Source organism: uncultured Campylobacter sp., from assembly GCF_938041645.1.
Classification (GTDB): Bacteria; Campylobacterota; Campylobacteria; order Campylobacterales; family Campylobacteraceae; genus Campylobacter_B.
The window spans coordinates 1-14,589 of sequence record NZ_CALIST010000005.1 but is presented as its reverse complement, the minus strand read 5'-3'; the positions used below and the strand labels follow the sequence as shown (position 1 = coordinate 14,589).

At 47.4% G+C, this 14,589-nt stretch carries 17 protein-coding genes; all 17 read right to left on the bottom strand.

Going from position 1 to position 14,589, the window contains the following annotated elements; genetic code table 11:
- Positions 1 to 17 precede the first annotated feature (17 nt).
- Positions 18 to 1,484 (bottom strand): aldehyde dehydrogenase family protein, encoded by a 1,467-nt coding sequence (locus Q0600_RS00410; protein WP_298755570.1) that lies wholly within the window; start codon positions 1,482 to 1,484, stop codon positions 18 to 20.
- A gap of 1,198 nt (positions 1,485 to 2,682) precedes the next feature.
- Complete coding sequence (locus tag Q0600_RS00405; protein ID WP_298755567.1) at positions 2,683 to 3,432, bottom strand: ATP-binding protein; 750 nt, start codon at positions 3,430 to 3,432, stop codon at positions 2,683 to 2,685.
- Positions 3,429 to 4,127 (bottom strand): 5'-methylthioadenosine/adenosylhomocysteine nucleosidase, encoded by a 699-nt coding sequence (locus tag Q0600_RS00400; protein WP_298755564.1) that lies wholly within the window; start codon positions 4,125 to 4,127, stop codon positions 3,429 to 3,431. The genes Q0600_RS00405 and Q0600_RS00400 overlap by 4 nt, the downstream gene beginning before the upstream one ends.
- A complete protein-coding gene (gene fabD, locus Q0600_RS00395; protein ID WP_297915111.1) occupies positions 4,124 to 5,068 on the bottom strand; it encodes an ACP S-malonyltransferase in 945 nt (314 codons plus the stop codon). The genes Q0600_RS00400 and fabD overlap by 4 nt, the downstream gene beginning before the upstream one ends.
- Before the next feature lie 8 nt (positions 5,069 to 5,076).
- Positions 5,077 to 5,724 carry an FKBP-type peptidyl-prolyl cis-trans isomerase gene (locus tag Q0600_RS00390; protein WP_298755561.1) on the bottom strand — a complete coding sequence of 216 codons (648 nt, stop codon included), beginning with the start codon at positions 5,722 to 5,724 and terminating at the stop codon, positions 5,077 to 5,079.
- A 50-nt stretch (positions 5,725 to 5,774) separates the two neighbouring features.
- Entirely contained in the window at positions 5,775 to 6,593 is an 819-nt protein-coding gene (locus tag Q0600_RS00385; RefSeq protein WP_298755558.1) for a tetratricopeptide repeat protein, read from the bottom strand.
- 1 nt (position 6,594) lies between these two features.
- A complete protein-coding gene (locus Q0600_RS00380; protein ID WP_177389412.1) occupies positions 6,595 to 7,068 on the bottom strand; it encodes an OmpA family protein in 474 nt (157 codons plus the stop codon).
- Positions 7,069 to 7,123: 55 nt separating this feature from the next.
- The gene (tolB, locus tag Q0600_RS00375) at positions 7,124 to 8,371 is read right to left on the bottom strand and encodes a Tol-Pal system protein TolB (protein ID WP_298755555.1); all 1,248 of its coding nucleotides are present in this window, start codon (positions 8,369 to 8,371) and stop codon (positions 7,124 to 7,126) included.
- Entirely contained in the window at positions 8,368 to 8,622 is a 255-nt protein-coding gene (locus Q0600_RS00370; RefSeq protein ID WP_298755552.1) for a hypothetical protein, read from the bottom strand. Before Q0600_RS00370 ends, tolB begins: the two co-directional genes overlap by 4 nt.
- Entirely contained in the window at positions 8,601 to 8,780 is a 180-nt protein-coding gene (locus Q0600_RS00365) for a hypothetical protein (protein ID WP_298755549.1), read from the bottom strand. Before Q0600_RS00365 ends, Q0600_RS00370 begins: the two co-directional genes overlap by 22 nt.
- A gap of 18 nt (positions 8,781 to 8,798) precedes the next feature.
- A complete protein-coding gene (locus Q0600_RS00360) occupies positions 8,799 to 9,779 on the bottom strand; it encodes a TonB C-terminal domain-containing protein (protein WP_297900617.1) in 981 nt (326 codons plus the stop codon).
- A complete protein-coding gene (locus Q0600_RS00355; protein ID WP_298755545.1) occupies positions 9,772 to 10,170 on the bottom strand; it encodes a biopolymer transporter ExbD in 399 nt (132 codons plus the stop codon). Before Q0600_RS00355 ends, Q0600_RS00360 begins: the two co-directional genes overlap by 8 nt.
- Positions 10,170 to 10,745, bottom strand: a complete 576-nt coding sequence (locus tag Q0600_RS00350; RefSeq protein WP_177389416.1) for a MotA/TolQ/ExbB proton channel family protein — start codon at positions 10,743 to 10,745, stop codon at positions 10,170 to 10,172. The genes Q0600_RS00355 and Q0600_RS00350 overlap by 1 nt, the downstream gene beginning before the upstream one ends.
- A gap of 2 nt (positions 10,746 to 10,747) precedes the next feature.
- Positions 10,748 to 11,152, bottom strand: a complete 405-nt coding sequence (atpC, locus tag Q0600_RS00345; protein ID WP_298755542.1) for an ATP synthase F1 subunit epsilon — start codon at positions 11,150 to 11,152, stop codon at positions 10,748 to 10,750.
- A gap of 10 nt (positions 11,153 to 11,162) precedes the next feature.
- Positions 11,163 to 12,560 (bottom strand): F0F1 ATP synthase subunit beta, encoded by a 1,398-nt coding sequence (atpD, locus tag Q0600_RS00340; RefSeq protein ID WP_295151010.1) that lies wholly within the window; start codon positions 12,558 to 12,560, stop codon positions 11,163 to 11,165.
- A gap of 11 nt (positions 12,561 to 12,571) precedes the next feature.
- Positions 12,572 to 13,480: an ATP synthase F1 subunit gamma gene (gene atpG / locus Q0600_RS00335; RefSeq protein WP_297924711.1), complete on the bottom strand. Its 909-nt coding sequence runs from the start codon at positions 13,478 to 13,480 to the stop codon at positions 12,572 to 12,574.
- Between the two features lie 12 nt (positions 13,481 to 13,492).
- Positions 13,493 to 14,589: F0F1 ATP synthase subunit alpha (gene atpA / locus Q0600_RS00330; protein ID WP_298755539.1), on the bottom strand; the 1,097-nt coding region annotated here is incomplete at its 5' end.

Sequence of the window (14,589 nt, the reverse complement as noted above, 5' to 3'; positions counted from 1 at the left end):
AGATACCGCGCTAAGCCTTACTGCTCGTAAAAGCCGCTCGGTTTGGAGATCGTGTCGATGTAGATGTTTTTGGTCTGGGTGTAGTGATCCAGGATCATCTTGTGCGTTTCGCGACCGATGCCCGATTCTTTGTAGCCGCCAAACGGCGCGCCGGCGTGGATCTGGTTGTAGGTATTGACCCACACGCGACCCGTCTCAAGCAGGCGTGCGACCGTGAGCGCCTTTGCGATATCGCGCGTAAATACGGCGCCGCCTAGTCCGTAGAGGCTGTCGTTCGCCATGCGGACGAGCTCGTCTTGATCTTTAAATTTAATCACGACGCCCACAGGACCGAAGATCTCCTCCTGCGCCACGCGCATGTCGTTGCGCACGTCCACGAGTAGCGTAGGCTCGACGAAAGCCTCTCCCGCGCTATGTCGCTTGCCGCCCACGGCGATCTTAGCGCCCTCTTCTACGCCGATTTTTACGTACTCTAAAATTTTATCGGCTTGCTTTTTGTTGATCTGGCATCCCATCTGGGTGTTCGGATCGAGCGGATCGCCCACCTTGATGCGCTTAAATTTCTCCACGAGCGCCGGTACGAATTTATCGTAAATGCCCTCCTGCACAAAAATTCTACTTCCCGCGCAGCAGACCTGGCCTTGGTTGAAAAGGATACCCAGTTGCACGCCGTCGATCGCAACGTCGAAGTCGCAATCATCAAAGATGATATTTGCACTCTTGCCGCCAAGCTCAAGCGTAGCGGGGATGATCTTTTGCGCCGCGGCTAGCGCGATGCCTCTGCCGACCTCGGTAGAGCCGGTGAATGCAAGCTTATCGAGCCCTTTGTGAGTGCGGACGAACTCGCCTGCTTTGCTTCCCTTGCCGGTTACGACGTTGATGACGCCCTTTGGAAGCAGCGGCGCGATTAGGCGGATAAACTCCAAAATGCTAAGACTGGTTTCGGAGCTTGGCTTAAACACGCATGTATCGCCCGCGGCAAGTAACGGAGCGAGCTTCCACGCGCCCATCAAAAACGGGAAATTCCACGGCACGATCTGTCCTACTACGCCGATCGGCTCGCGCAAGACGACGGATAGATAGCGCTCTTTTAGCATATTGGCGCTGCCCTCCTCGCCCAAAATCACGCCCGCAAAATAGCGGAAATGCTCGATCGACCACGCTACGTCGACCGCGCGCGTCTCGCGGATCGGCTTGCCGTTGTCGATAGTCTCTACGGTGGCGATGAACTCGGCGTTTTGCTCTAGGACGTCGGCGATCTTATTTAGCAGCGCGCTGCGCTCATAAACGCTAGTGCGGCGGAAGCTCTCAAACGCCTTGCGGGCTGCGGCGACCGCTTTATCGACGTCCGCCTTGCTAGCATCTGCGATCTTTGAAATTTTCTCGCCGGTAGCGGGATTAAAAACATCTAGGCTCGCGCCGCCTTCGGCACCCACAAACTCGCCGTCGATGAAAAGCTTATAGCTTGGTTGGATTGTAGCCATGCTTACTCCTTTGTGAAATATGACATTCACTATTATATATCCGCGGCGGTTAATGCGGCATAAATTTCGGAGCGAAAATCGGTTAAAATTTCGCGGTGTGTAAATTTGAGAAGTACCGCGGCATGCGCGAAATTTTAAAATTTAATCTACGCGCGCGACAACGGAGGTTTTGAGTAGCTTTAAAGCGGCGTGAAATTTAACCCGGTGCGAGCGGATAAATTTCAAAAGGTAACGTTTATGAAACGAGAGCAGAAATTTGGCTACGATAAAATTTCAGAATTCGGCTTTACTAAATTTTGAAATTCGGTTATGTTGAAATTTTAAAATTTGGCTCCGCCGGAATTTTGAATTCGGCTTCGTTAAAATTTTGAAATTTTGTGAAGTAAAATTTTTGAAACATTTTGCGGAATAAATTTCTAAAACTATCTTTAACGGAGCGGGCGGTCTAAATTTACGGCGCACGGCGATCGGATCTGCAAATGTGCTTCAAACTATAGCCTGCCGATAAAATTTTAAAATTTTGCGGGGTAAAATTTCATAATTCGGCTTCGTCGGAGTTTTGAATCGGACTTCATTAAAATTTTAAAATTTAGTCTGGTTAGAATTTTAAAATTTTGTGAAGTAAAATTTCAAAAATACTTTTCGGAATAAAATTTTTACAACTATCTTTCGCGCGAGCTTTGCAAGCCTCTTAACGCTCACCCGTTAAGCTCGCTTGAGTACGGGTGGCGTCTGAATATAACAGAAAGGTGCGGCGCCAAAAACAGTCGCGGTTGTTTCGCAAAAACAGATACAAGCAACGCACGACCTACTATCGCTCGTAGCTTCTCGAGCGCAGAGGGCGTAACCAATCGTGCGCACAGCTTCGGATGCAGGAGCGCAATCACTCGTGCGTACGGTTTCTTGGACACAAGAGTGCAATCACTCGCACACGCGGCTCGGACGCAGAAGTACAATCACTATAACACGCAGTCGGACGCAGAGGCGTAATCGCTCACGTTACAACTTAGATGCGGTGGGGCTAATGCTCGCGCTGCGGTTCGCGGCTTGTTCGAGCACAGGGGAAAATAATTGCTCTGCGTGCGTCGTCAGGTTCATTCAAGCCAAAAAATCGAACTAGGCGTACGAAACTCATGTTATCGCAAGAACTGCGCGCTTTGAATTCGTCTGAGCGAGGGAATGCAAACCGCTTAAAATTTTAAAATTTAGGCTCGAAAAAGGTATCTTCGTGGATGTTGGCAAAGGCGGCTTGCAGGCTGATAAAAAACCTCGGATGGGTCTTTTCGTACTGCGCCAAAAGCTCCTTCGTAGCGGCACGCGCGGTGGGTTCCTTGCCGCCGTATTGCCTCGCGGGGCAAACCTCCTCCTCGCGCATTATCGGAAGCTCGTTATCTCTAGCACAGGCGGCGATTTGGCGCTCGCGCGTGAGAATGAACGGGCGGATGATCACAAGCCCGTTTTCGGCGACATAGCGCGGAGCTAGAGTGCGAAGCGCGCCGTTAAAGGTGAAATTCATAAAAAAGCTCTCCGCAGCGTCGTCGAGGTGGTGGGCGATGGCGATCTTATTAAAGCCGTGCTCAAGCGCGTAGGAGTAGATGTATCCGCGCCTCATACGCGAGCAAAAGCTGCAAAACGTGGTGTTTGCGCGGATCTTTTCCTTGCCGAATTCAAAAATTTTAGTATCGATTATCTCGTAGGAAATCTCGTGCTCTTTAAAATGGGCGCTTATCTCGCGCAGATCCTCGCCGATGCCGTAGGTGACGGTAACGGCTCGAAACTCCCAATCTAGCGGGCTTACGCTTTGGAAGTGCTTCAGCACGTGCGCCAGACTCATGCTGTCTTTGCCGCCGCTAAGAGCTAGTAAAATTTTATCGCCGCGCTCGAACATCTTGTATTTGGCGTTGGTTTGTCCGACGCGGCGAAGTAGTTTTTTGGAGAGGTTTATCATAACCTTTCGATCATTTTTAGGACGAAATTTGCGCTCGTTTGCGCGCTTTTTACCATAAACTCGTCAAAATCGAACTCCGCTTTGTGTCCCGCCTCGTCGCTTATCGCGCGCAGCACGCAAAACGGCACGCCCAGCGCGTCGCACACCTGCGCTACGCTCGCTCCCTCCATCTCGACCGCGCTCGCGTCAAACGTCCGCTCGATCCAGCTCTTACGCTCCTCATCGCCCACGAACTGATCGCCGCTAGCGATGACGCCCGATTTTAGCGTGATGCCAAGCTGCTCGGCGACGCTTTGCGCGATAGAATTTAGCCTCGCGTCGGTTTGGACCGAAATTTTACTTCCTGGCACGAATCCGTACGGATGTCCAAACGCCGTGATGTCCAGATCGTGCTGCACGAGCGAGGTAGCGTATAAAATTTCGCCGATTTTGATGCCGCGCTTCAAAGCCCCCGCGACACCCGTAAAAATGAGCGCGCGCGCGCCGAATCTCTCGATCATAACCGTAGCGGTCAGGGCGGAATTTACCTTGCCGATCTTCGAATACGCGATCACGAGATCGTGGCCGTTAAACTTAGCGGCGTAGAATTTATTATTCGCGTGCTCCACAGCTTCCACGCTTACACCCCGCTCGCGCAGCGCGGACAGCAGCGGCTCGATCTCTTCGGGCATGGCGCCTAAGATCGCAACTTTCATCCATTCTCCTTTGCAAATTTTAGAAACTCGTCTAGGCTCGCAAGATCCGTGATGCTGAAAGTCGGCTTTTGCGTGATCTTTTTGTTTATCCCTTTTAAAACCGTCGCGCCGAACTCGACGAAGCAGTCCGCCTCACCCTCATAATTTTTGATACTTTGCTTGTAAAGCACAGGGCCAATAAGCTGGGCTTTCAGCAGCTCTAGCGCTTCGGATTTCGTCGTGTATGCGCGCGCTGTGGCATTAGCGACGACGGGGGCAAAGCTCTCTTTTAACGCGGGGCGCAAAAATTCCAAAAGCTCGTCGCTAGCACTCCCTAGCATCGGGCAGTGGCTCGCGACGCTCATATTAAGTAGCATTGCGCGCTTTGCGCCCGCGGCTTTAAACTCGCCTTCAAGCGCTGCGAGATCATCTTTTTTGCCAGCGACTACGATCTGCCCGTCGCAGTTATAATTCGCCGCCCAAACCTGCTTGCCTGCGCTCGTCGCATCCGCGCAAATTTTTTCAACCGCCTCGTCGGCAAGAGCCAAGATCACCATCATTCCGGCACCTTTGCCCTCGCAGGCGCTCTGCATAAGCCTGCCGCGAATATTTACTAGCTTTAGCATCTGCTTCGGCTCTATTCCTCCCGCAGCGCTTAGCGCGCTAAACTCGCCCAGTGAGTGTCCGAGTAAAAACTGCGGAGCGATGCTAAGCTTTTCTTGATCCAGCCTTTCTTGTAGCGCCGCAAGCGCCATCATGGAATTTAATGCAATCGCAGGCTGCGTAAATTCCGAAACGTCGAGCTTGTCGTTAGGCTCAAATAGTAAATTTTTAAAATCGATGCCCGTAAAGTCTGAAGCCTCATCCAAAAGCGCGCGCGCAGGATCGGAGCTCTCGTAAAACTCCATGCCCATGCCTACGCTTTGGCAGCCCTGTCCGGGGAAGATAAAAGCAAATTTCATAAAAAATCCTAATGTTCGTGGTGGTGCCCGCCGCAGCACTCGTGATCTTTTTCGTGTTCGTGACCTCCGCAGCATTCATGGCCGTCTGCATGCCCATGACCTCCGCAACACTCGTGATCCTCTGCGTGATCGTGTCCGTGTCCGCCGCAGCACTCGTGCCCCTCGTGATGATTATGTCCGCAGCCGCAGCTGTGAGCACCCTCCGGCTGGCCGGTAAGAATTTCGTCCGCCGTCGCTTCTCGGTTCTCGACGATTTTTACGTTAAATTCCAGCTCCTTGCCCGCGAATGGATGGTTAAAGTCGATGGTGACGTCCTGCTCGCCAATAGCTTTAACGCTCACGCGGGTAGTCGCGCCGTCCTCCGCCTGACCGAAAAGCTCCATGCCCACCGCCAGATCGATGCCCGCAAACTGCTCTTTAGGCAGGATCTGCACGGCATCCTCTCTATACTCGCCGACCCCGTCGCCCGGGCTTATGAGAACAGTTTTACTCTCGCCCGCTTGTAGATTTAAAATTTCATCTTCCAGCTTTTGGATGATTTGATCCTTACCGCTAAGAAAGGCGATCGGGTCGGAGTTTAAATTTGATTCTAAAATTTCGCCGGTTTTGCCGTCTTTTAGCTCATAATGCATCTTTATAACTCGGTTGTTAGCCATAGTTTTCTCCTATTTAAAATTTTATTTTTGAGTTTGTATTTAAATTTAGGTTATCTAGTGGGCGCGGCTTTAGCTTCTTTAGAGTCCGGGTATGAAGCCTTTAACGCTTTGTAGAATTTATTTGCGCTGTCTTTATCGCCGATCTTATCGAAGCTGATCGCGGTGTGATAGAGTAGCTTTGGGGTGTAGTCTTGGCTCTCGTTGTGCGAGATGCTCTTTTTATAATAGTTTATCGCTTCTGCGTATGAGCCGGAGAAATATGAAATTTCGCCCAGCATGTAATTTGCCTTAGCGGGCTTGTAATTTTTAGATACTAAATAATTGTAGCGCTCTTTTGCGCCGGAATAGTCTTTTTTGGCATATAAAGTGTCGGCCTCTTTCAACACCGAAGCCTGATCTTTTGATTTAAAATCGGAATCTGATTTTGTACTAGCGGGGGTTGAGGCAGCACCTGCGTCTAATTCAGCGTTTTTTTTTACGCTGCCGCCGCTACCTAATTTTTTATTGATTTCAGCGATTTGGGCTTTTATAGTTGCGATATCTCGTTTCATCTGATCTAGCTCGCTGTTGCCTTGGCTTTTGCCGGTAGCGCGAATTTCTAGATCCGCCACCCTGTTTTCCAGGTTCGAAATTTTAGAATTTGTTCCTTCAAGGACGCTTCGCAAACCTTCGACACTCTCGCGTGTATTATCTACACTAGTTTGCATTTCGCTTATACGCTTGCGGTTATCGCGCAATACCTGCTCGTTTTCAGTTAGTCCGTAAGAGCTGCCTGAATCAATATTGCCAGCATCAAATGCAGAAGTTTCTGCATTTAAAAAAGTGGCAGCTCCCAAAAGAGCCGCCACCGTGAAATTTTTAAATTTCAAATTAGAATCCAACTTTGAATTCGTCGCGTCTGTTTTGAGCGTCGCACTCTTTAGAATGTTCTGTGCAAGCCATATTGCTCTCGCCGTAGCTTACTACGGAAATTCTGCTCTCATTTACGCCTTGAGCAACCAATGCGTCTTTAGCTGCAGTAGCTCTCTTTAGACCAAGAGCATAGTTGTACTCATCAGAACCCCACTCATCGCAGTTACCCTCAACTTTAACAGTTAGGGACTCTGCGCCTGCCTGATTGAATAGAGCTGCGTTATTATTGATTGTGCCTTGTTGATCGGCTCTAATATTAAATTTATCAAAGTCGAAATAAACAGTGCCAACTTCACTTTGGATCTGAGATGCCAAAGCAGCTAGTCTATCTGCATCACTTGTGCTTGTAGTATCGGCCTCTGGGGTCTTTTTAGAACAACCGCTCAATAATAGAGCAGCAACTGCTATCGAAGATAAAACTAAATGTTTCATTTTCTATCCTTTCAAAAAAAATTGAAGTCATTATATCACGAGATTTTTTAATATTTTACCAATCAACCGATTGAATTTTACCCACTCTTAACGGAAATTGGAAACTTTTATTCTCGTTAACTCTGATAATACCTACCGAGCTTCCGCCGCCGTCTTGCTTGATAAACATAATGCTGCCGCCATCGCTAGAAAATCTAGGAAACATATTTTTGCCGCTAGCCGTTAACTGGCGAATCATATCGGTTTGAGTTGAGATTAAATATATATTAAATCCGCCCCCGCCGTCGCGACTAGAGTAAGTAACGTAATTGCCATTTGTGCTGATGGAGTTATTATTTTTGCCGTGATAGACGAGCTGCTGAACGTTGCCGCCATTTATGCTAGTGGCGAATACGTTTGGATAACCCAGACGATCGCTCACAAAAGCCACGCGCGAATCGCCGTCGATAAAATTTCCATTTACATCAATGCCAGCGTAATCGGTAATTTGCTTAGCGCTGCCCGAGGCTATATCATATAAATAAATATCGGGTTGATCTTTAGGCGCATTGGTGATTAGAAGCTTTCTGCCGTCGGCGCTTACATCTGAAGCTATCGTCATGCCATGACCGGTAAAAATTTTACTCTTGCTACCGTTGGATAGATTAAATTTATAGATAGCGGGCGTATTTTTATTGACATAGTAGGTATAATAAAATTCGTTCTGCGCTGCGCTTGCCCATTTAGGGAAGATATTTAATCCGCCACGAAGCACCACCTGCTGATAGGTAAGCGTATAATCAGCCACCATAATCTCGCTCTCGCGCGTCGAAGTGTAGCGAGAGAGCAAAATCATCTCCTTCATCCAATCGACATTTGAGTAGCCTAACTGCTTGACGATCTCAGATACCGCCATGTGTGCTAAAAACGGATACTTTTCGGCATTTGAAAGCGTAAAGCTCTTCTCGTACATCACCCTGCCGCTGTTCGCCTCAAGTACTTTGGCTTTTAGGCTCATCGGCGAGCTTTTATCACTTACCGCGTAGCGCACGATCAGAGCGGCGCCGCTAGAGCCTAGATTATCGGAAGCGCCCGCATCATAGCTGCTTTGTAGATACTCGTCGCTGACTTCAAAAGTCGCGCCGACCTTTAGATCACCCACCATAAGTTTAAAGAATTTGTTGCCAAATTCTGAATTTGCAAGGTTCGATGCATCTTGAACGACGATTTTAGGTAGATTTACCCCTTCGTTTACGATAGACATAGTCGCATCTGCTGCGAAAATGCTACTACAAAATGCAAGAATCATAAGCAGTTTTTTCATCTTTTCTCCTTAATTTGATCTGATTTAACATTATATTTTAAAAAAATCCCAAATTTACGAGGCTTGTTGTCTGGCGCTTTTGCAAAGCGTTGTTTCGAAAGCCTCACCAAAAAGTTCTTAAGTTTTTTGCGGAATATTTCATCCCCCTCCAAATAATCTGTGCTATAATCAATAACTTCCCCACCAGCACTTAAATTTACGTTGAGTAGCACACTGCCTTCAGCAGGGGTTATTTTTTGCGACTGCCACAAATAACCCAGCTGCTTTTTAACATCATTATAATAAATTTTATTTTATAGGAATTTTGAATTTCGATGTTTAAATTTGAAGAGGTAGAATTTTTAGCAGAATCCACATCTTCTGCAAAAAGCATACAGCAAAAGGCAAAAATACAAAAAAGTTTCTTCACTTTTTCTCCTTACAAATTCTAATTTGTCTTCATTACGTCGGACATCCTAGTATCAATCTCGTGCGACGCTCCGTCGGGAGATTTCGGGAAACTCTGAGTCGATAGATTATCTAAAAAATCTCGCAACTTCTGGTTAAATTCCGTCTCTCGCCCCAGCTCTATAATAGTATAATCCGCTACTCGCCCATCTGCGCTAAAGACTATCTTAATCCTTGCGTCGTCCTTCGCGGTCGCCACATATCTGCTCCATAGAACTTGAAGCTTCTTCTCGATAGCACCGTAATAAGCGTTATACTCGCCCGTCCTTTGCGTCCTGCCGCCAAGCTTATCGGATTTGACCACAGCATTTTTAGATGCCGCTTTATCCTTAGCACTAGAGGTGGCGGTTTCTTTATCGGACTTTTTGTTACTCTGAACAGCGTCGCTAGCTTTAGCGCTCTCCTCAAGCTTCTTATTGTCCTTAGTCGTATCCGAAAAAAGATCGCTCAAGCTCGGTTTTTCCTCTTTTTTCGGCTCCGGCTTAGCTTCCTCTTTTTTCTCTACTACTTTTTCGGAAGGTTTATCTTCCAACTTAGGCTCAGGCTTGGGCTCTTCTTTTTTGGGCTCAGCTTTAGGCTCGTCCTTTTTAGGTTCCGGCTTCGGCTCTTCCTTCGGCTTTTCGGGCTCTTTCGGCTTTGCCTGCACCGGAGGTGGCGGAACTACTTGCGCCGTAGTCTTAATTTTATCCTCCGGCACGTCCTTCACATTCTTATTGTCAAACTCGCCTTGCTTTGTTTCTTTAGCGATTTCAGGCGCGGACGGAAGTTTATCATCTATTTCGAAATCAAAAGTAACATCCATATAATCGTTGGGATTGTCAGTATATTTTTTAAATTTTTCCTGCGGCTTTGAAATTTGATATAAAAGAACAAAAATCACCAGTAGATAGGCAAAAAGGGCGATTAAAAACGATTTAAAATTATCGTATTTAACCCCCGTAAAATTTGAATAATTAGCCATTTGTTTGAAGTGCGACTTTTGTAAAACCCGCCTGCTTTAGGCTTTTTAAAACAAACATTACATCGTCGTAAACGAGTCTTTTATCGGCTTGGATATAGACAGGCTTTTCCAAGCTATACTTGCCGGTGCCTTTAAGCAGTACGAGATTATCCGGGAATTCAGTTAGGCTCATCGAGCTTTTGTCGATATAAACCTTGCGATCTTCGCCGATACGCACAAGCAAGAATTCCGCGGTATTTTCCGAAACCTGTGCTTTTGAGCCACTAGGCAGTTCGATCTTTTCATCGTAGATAATCGCCGTTTGCGCGACCATTAAAATCGCTAGCAAAACAAGCATAATATCGACGAGCGGAGTGATATTTAACTCTGGATTTTCGTCGAAATTATACATTAAATAGCTTTTCCAGTGTTTGCTTTAAATAGCAAAATATCCGCTGTACGATTTATAATACTCATAACTTCGTATGCTTTGCGTTTTATAAGTAAGCTGAAGGTGTATGCGGGGATCGCTACAAAAATTCCACATCCTGTGGCAACTAGCGCCTCGCTGATCGCAGGAGCGATAGTATCGATGCCTGAATTTCCACCGCCGAGCTTGGAAAATGTGTGAAGTATGCTAACAACCGTACCGAATAGCCCAATAAACGGCGAAGTAGAGGCGACGATAGATAGCCAAGTAAGTCCGCTAGTGGAGTCGCGTTCGGCCTTGCCTTTATAAATTTCCAAGGCTTCTTTTGAAATTTTATCGGTATTTACTTTTTGAAAAATAGAGCCCGAAAGCGAAATCCTACCGCCCATCAGCAAGGATTCGAGTGCCTTTGCTTCGCGGTGTTGCCACGCACTAAGCCCTACAAATCTGGAGATCAAAATCGTAAAAGTGACGATAAAATAGATGGATAACCAAGAAAGCACAAATATCGTAATAAACGTGCTTCTCGTAAAATAACTTAAAATTAGATCTAACATACTTAACTTTGCCTTGCGAATTCGTCTACTCTAGCCATAATCGCCGCAGAATTTGCCGCATCCGAGCTTATTGATGCAAGCAGATCTTTGGCTCGCTGCAAAGACTTCGCGACCGCATTCTCGCTATCGCCGCCGATAGCTACGGCTTGAGTAGCTAAGATAGTGGTTTTTTCTTCATCGACTTCCAAGAATCCGTCATTTACCAAAACAAGCTGCTTTTTGCCATCTCTATCCACGATCTCGACGACTCCGCCTTCGCTTTTGTCTTTAAGTCCCGTTAGTAGGCTCGCATGCCCGGGCAAAACGCCTAGCTCGCCGGTAATACCTGGCAGCTGGACTGATTTAACTTCGCCCGAAAAGACCATTCCTTCGGGCGTAACGATATCTAAAAGCAAAAATTCTTTCATCTTAAAATTCCTATGCTTTCATCTTTTCAGCTTTTGCCACTACCTCGTCGATATTTCCTACCATGTAAAAGGCATTTTCCGGCAGATCGTCGTATTTGCCCTCTAAAATTCCCTTAAATCCGGCGATAGTCTCCTCTAGCGAGATATATTTGCCGGGGCTTCCGGTAAATACCTCGGCGACGAAAAACGGCTGAGATAGGTAGCGCTCGATCTTTCTAGCGCGCTCGACTACGAGTTTATCCTCTTCGCTAAGCTCGTCCATACCCAAAATCGCGATAATGTCTTGCAAATCTTTGTATTTTTGAAGCACTGCCTGGACGCCGCGAGCGACCTTGTAATGCTCCTCGCCGATAATTTGCGGATCAAGCATTCTTGAGGTCGAATCAAGCGGATCGACGGCAGGATAAATTCCTTTCTCAGCGATCGCTCTGTTTAAAACGGTCGTCGCATCAAGGTGCGCGAAAACGGTCGCAGGAGCCGGGTCGGTAAGGTCGTCCGCAGGCACATAAACGGCCTGAACGGAGGTGATAGAACCCTTCTTAGTAGAAGTAATGCGCTCTTGTAATTTACCCATTTCGCTAGCAAGCGTAGGCTGATAGCCGACCGCAGATGGAATTCGTCCTAAAAGCGCAGACATCTCCGAACCCGACTGCGAGAAGCGGAAGATATTGTCAATAAACATCAAAACGTCAAGCCCAAGCTCGTCGCGGAAATACTCGGCCATCGTAAGACCGGTTAGCGCGATGCGATTTCTCGCCCCCGGCGGCTCGTTCATCTGACCGTAGGTCAAGGCGACCTTATCCAGAACTCCCGATTCTTTCATCTCGTTATAAAGGTCGTTTCCCTCTCTCGTTCGCTCGCCGACACCCGCAAATACGGAGTAGCCGCTATGTTTGAAAGCGACGTTGTGGATTAACTCCATGATGATGACGGTCTTGCCGACGCCAGCACCGCCGAATAAGCCTACCTTGCCGCCCTTCGCGTAAGGGGCTAGCAGATCGACTACCTTAATGCCGGTTTCAAAAATTTCACTCTTCGTGCTTTGATTTTCAAAGCTAGGCGGATCTCTGTGGATCGACCAGCGGGTTTCAAATTTTTCATCCTCGCCTTCGTCGATCAGATCGCCCGTGACATTAAAAATTCTGCCCAAAACCTTCTCGCCCACTGGCACCGTAATAGGCGCGCCAAGAGCCGTAGCCTCAAGTCCTCGCCTCAGTCCATCGCTCATATCCATAGCGATCGTGCGGACGCGATTGTCTCCAAGGTGTGCAGCTACCTCTAGGATCAGCCTGCGATGAGCGCCTTCGACATCAAATTTAACCTCGATAGCTTCATTAATCTTCGGCAAGTAGTCCTTGAAATCGACATCGACCACGGGACCCATTACCTGAGAAATTATTCCTTTCATCCGTTTTCCTTTCATTTCATTGATTCGACGCCGCTTATGATCTCGATAAGCTCAGTCGTGATAGAGCCTTGTCTGGCTTTGTTGTATGCTAAATTTAACTGCGATACGCGTTCTTTGGCGTTATTTGTCGCATTCTCCATAGCGTTCATTCTCGAGCAGTGCTCCGCGGCCAAAGAGTCGATCAGCGCGTAATACATGCTGTAGCTAAGATAGCTCTGGATTAAATTTAACATCAATGTTTCTTCATCCTCAGGACTTTCAACCTCTACTTCCAATGTAGATGTTTTTAAAGCGTCCTCATTAATCGCAGGCTCACCGATTGGCACCAACGTATTTACCCGCATCTCTTGGGTAATCATATTCAAATAGCCGTTATGGATAAGTATAACTTCGTCAGTTTTACCTTCGTTAAAATCCTTAACCGCGGCTTGCACGATTTCGTTAGCTTTCTCGGACGATGGAGATGAGCTCACGCCGATATATCGCTCCAAAAGCTCAATGCCTTGAAAATCAAAATACTCTATCCCCTTTTTGCCGACGGCACGAAGGCGAACCTTGATCTTTTTAGCTTTAAGCTCCTCGATCAAAGCTTTGATCTTTTTGATGGTATTGATATTAAAACCGCCACAAAGTCCTTTATCTGCGGTGATAAACAGCAGATCAACCACCTTTACCTCTCGAGTGGTATCAAAAATTCTAAGTTTTTCGTCGTTGCCTGAATTATTACCTACGTAGTTTTTAACGCGCGCAGAAATTTCACCTAAGACCTCGTTAATCTTCACCGCATAAGCTCGCGAGCGCATCGCCGCCTCTTTGGTGTTTTTGAGCTTGACGTTGGAGACCAGCTTCATAGCTTTGGTGGTCTTCTCCGTATTTTTAACGCTCTTGATCTGTAGCTTTATATCTTTTAAATTTGCCATAATTTAGCCCTTTTAAGCGGCAAAGGTCGCTTTAAAGTCATTTAGAGCCTTGATTAAATTTTCTTCCAAATCCTTCTCGATGGTCTTTTTGCTTCTGATCTCTTCAAAAATTTCAGGATATTTCGCCTCAATATACGGATAGAGCTCGGCTTCAAATTTACCGATCGAGCTTGCAGGTATGTCATCCAAAAATCCGCGGCTTCCCGCGAAGATGATGACCACTTGATTTTCGACCGGAAGCGGCGAGTAAGGAGGTTGCTTTAAAATTTCAACCATTCTTTGTCCGCGATCCAGCTGCTTACGGCTGCTCTCGTCCAAATCGCTCGCAAACTGCGCAAACGCCTGAAGCTCACGGTACTGGGCAAGATCTAGGCGCAAGGTTCCTGAGACCTTTTTGATCGCTTTAATCTGCGCGGAACCGCCGACGCGGCTAACCGAAAGGCCTACGTTGATCGCAGGACGAATTCCCGAGTTAAATAGACCAGATTCTAGGAAAATTTGACCGTCGGTGATAGAGATGACGTTTGTAGGGATATATGCCGAAACATCACCTGCTTGCGTCTCGATAATAGGAAGCGCCGTTAGGCTGCCTGCGCCGAGTGCGTCGCTTAGCTTACTAGCACGCTCAAGCAAACGGGAGTGTAGATAAAATACGTCGCCAGGATACGCCTCACGTCCTGGCGGACGGCGCAAGATAAGCGACATCTCGCGATATGCGACCGCATGCTTGCTTAAATCATCATATATGATAAGCGCGTGGCGGGAATTATCTCTGAAATACTCACCCATGGTGCAGCCCGAATACGGAGCCAAATACTGAAGCGCGGCTGCCTCGCTAGCACCGGCTGCAACTACGATCGTATAATCCATCGCGCCGTATTCTTCAAGCTTTTTAACGACTTGTGCGACGGTGGATTGTTTCTGACCGATTGCTACATATATGCAGATGACGTCTTGGCCCTTTTGATTGATGATGGTATCAACAGCAACGGTGGTTTTTCCTGTTTGGCGGTCGCCGATGATGAGCTCGCGCTGTCCGCGACCGATCGGCACTAGCGCGTCGATCGCCTTAAGGCCGGTTTGAAGTGGCTCGTGAACGGATTTACGAG

What these genes read in the sequence shown, in the direction of transcription:
- Q0600_RS00410 (WP_298755570.1), bottom strand. Translation starts at nt 1,484, where the DNA reads ATGGCTACAATCCAACCAAGCTATAAGCTTTTCATCGACGGCGAGTTT.
- Q0600_RS00405 (WP_298755567.1), bottom strand. Translation starts at nt 3,432, where the DNA reads ATGATAAACCTCTCCAAAAAACTACTTCGCCGCGTCGGACAAACCAAC.
- Q0600_RS00400 (WP_298755564.1), bottom strand. Translation starts at nt 4,127, where the DNA reads ATGAAAGTTGCGATCTTAGGCGCCATGCCCGAAGAGATCGAGCCGCTG.
- fabD (WP_297915111.1), bottom strand. Translation starts at nt 5,068, where the DNA reads ATGAAATTTGCTTTTATCTTCCCCGGACAGGGCTGCCAAAGCGTAGGC.
- Q0600_RS00390 (WP_298755561.1), bottom strand. Translation starts at nt 5,724, where the DNA reads ATGGCTAACAACCGAGTTATAAAGATGCATTATGAGCTAAAAGACGGC.
- Q0600_RS00380 (WP_177389412.1), bottom strand. Translation starts at nt 7,068, where the DNA reads ATGAAACATTTAGTTTTATCTTCGATAGCAGTTGCTGCTCTATTATTG.
- tolB (WP_298755555.1), bottom strand. Translation starts at nt 8,371, where the DNA reads ATGAAAAAACTGCTTATGATTCTTGCATTTTGTAGTAGCATTTTCGCA.
- Q0600_RS00360 (WP_297900617.1), bottom strand. Translation starts at nt 9,779, where the DNA reads ATGGCTAATTATTCAAATTTTACGGGGGTTAAATACGATAATTTTAAA.
- Q0600_RS00355 (WP_298755545.1), bottom strand. Translation starts at nt 10,170, where the DNA reads ATGTATAATTTCGACGAAAATCCAGAGTTAAATATCACTCCGCTCGTC.
- Q0600_RS00350 (WP_177389416.1), bottom strand. Translation starts at nt 10,745, where the DNA reads ATGTTAGATCTAATTTTAAGTTATTTTACGAGAAGCACGTTTATTACG.
- atpC (WP_298755542.1), bottom strand. Translation starts at nt 11,152, where the DNA reads ATGAAAGAATTTTTGCTTTTAGATATCGTTACGCCCGAAGGAATGGTC.
- atpD (WP_295151010.1), bottom strand. Translation starts at nt 12,560, where the DNA reads ATGAAAGGAATAATTTCTCAGGTAATGGGTCCCGTGGTCGATGTCGAT.
- atpG (WP_297924711.1), bottom strand. Translation starts at nt 13,480, where the DNA reads ATGGCAAATTTAAAAGATATAAAGCTACAGATCAAGAGCGTTAAAAAT.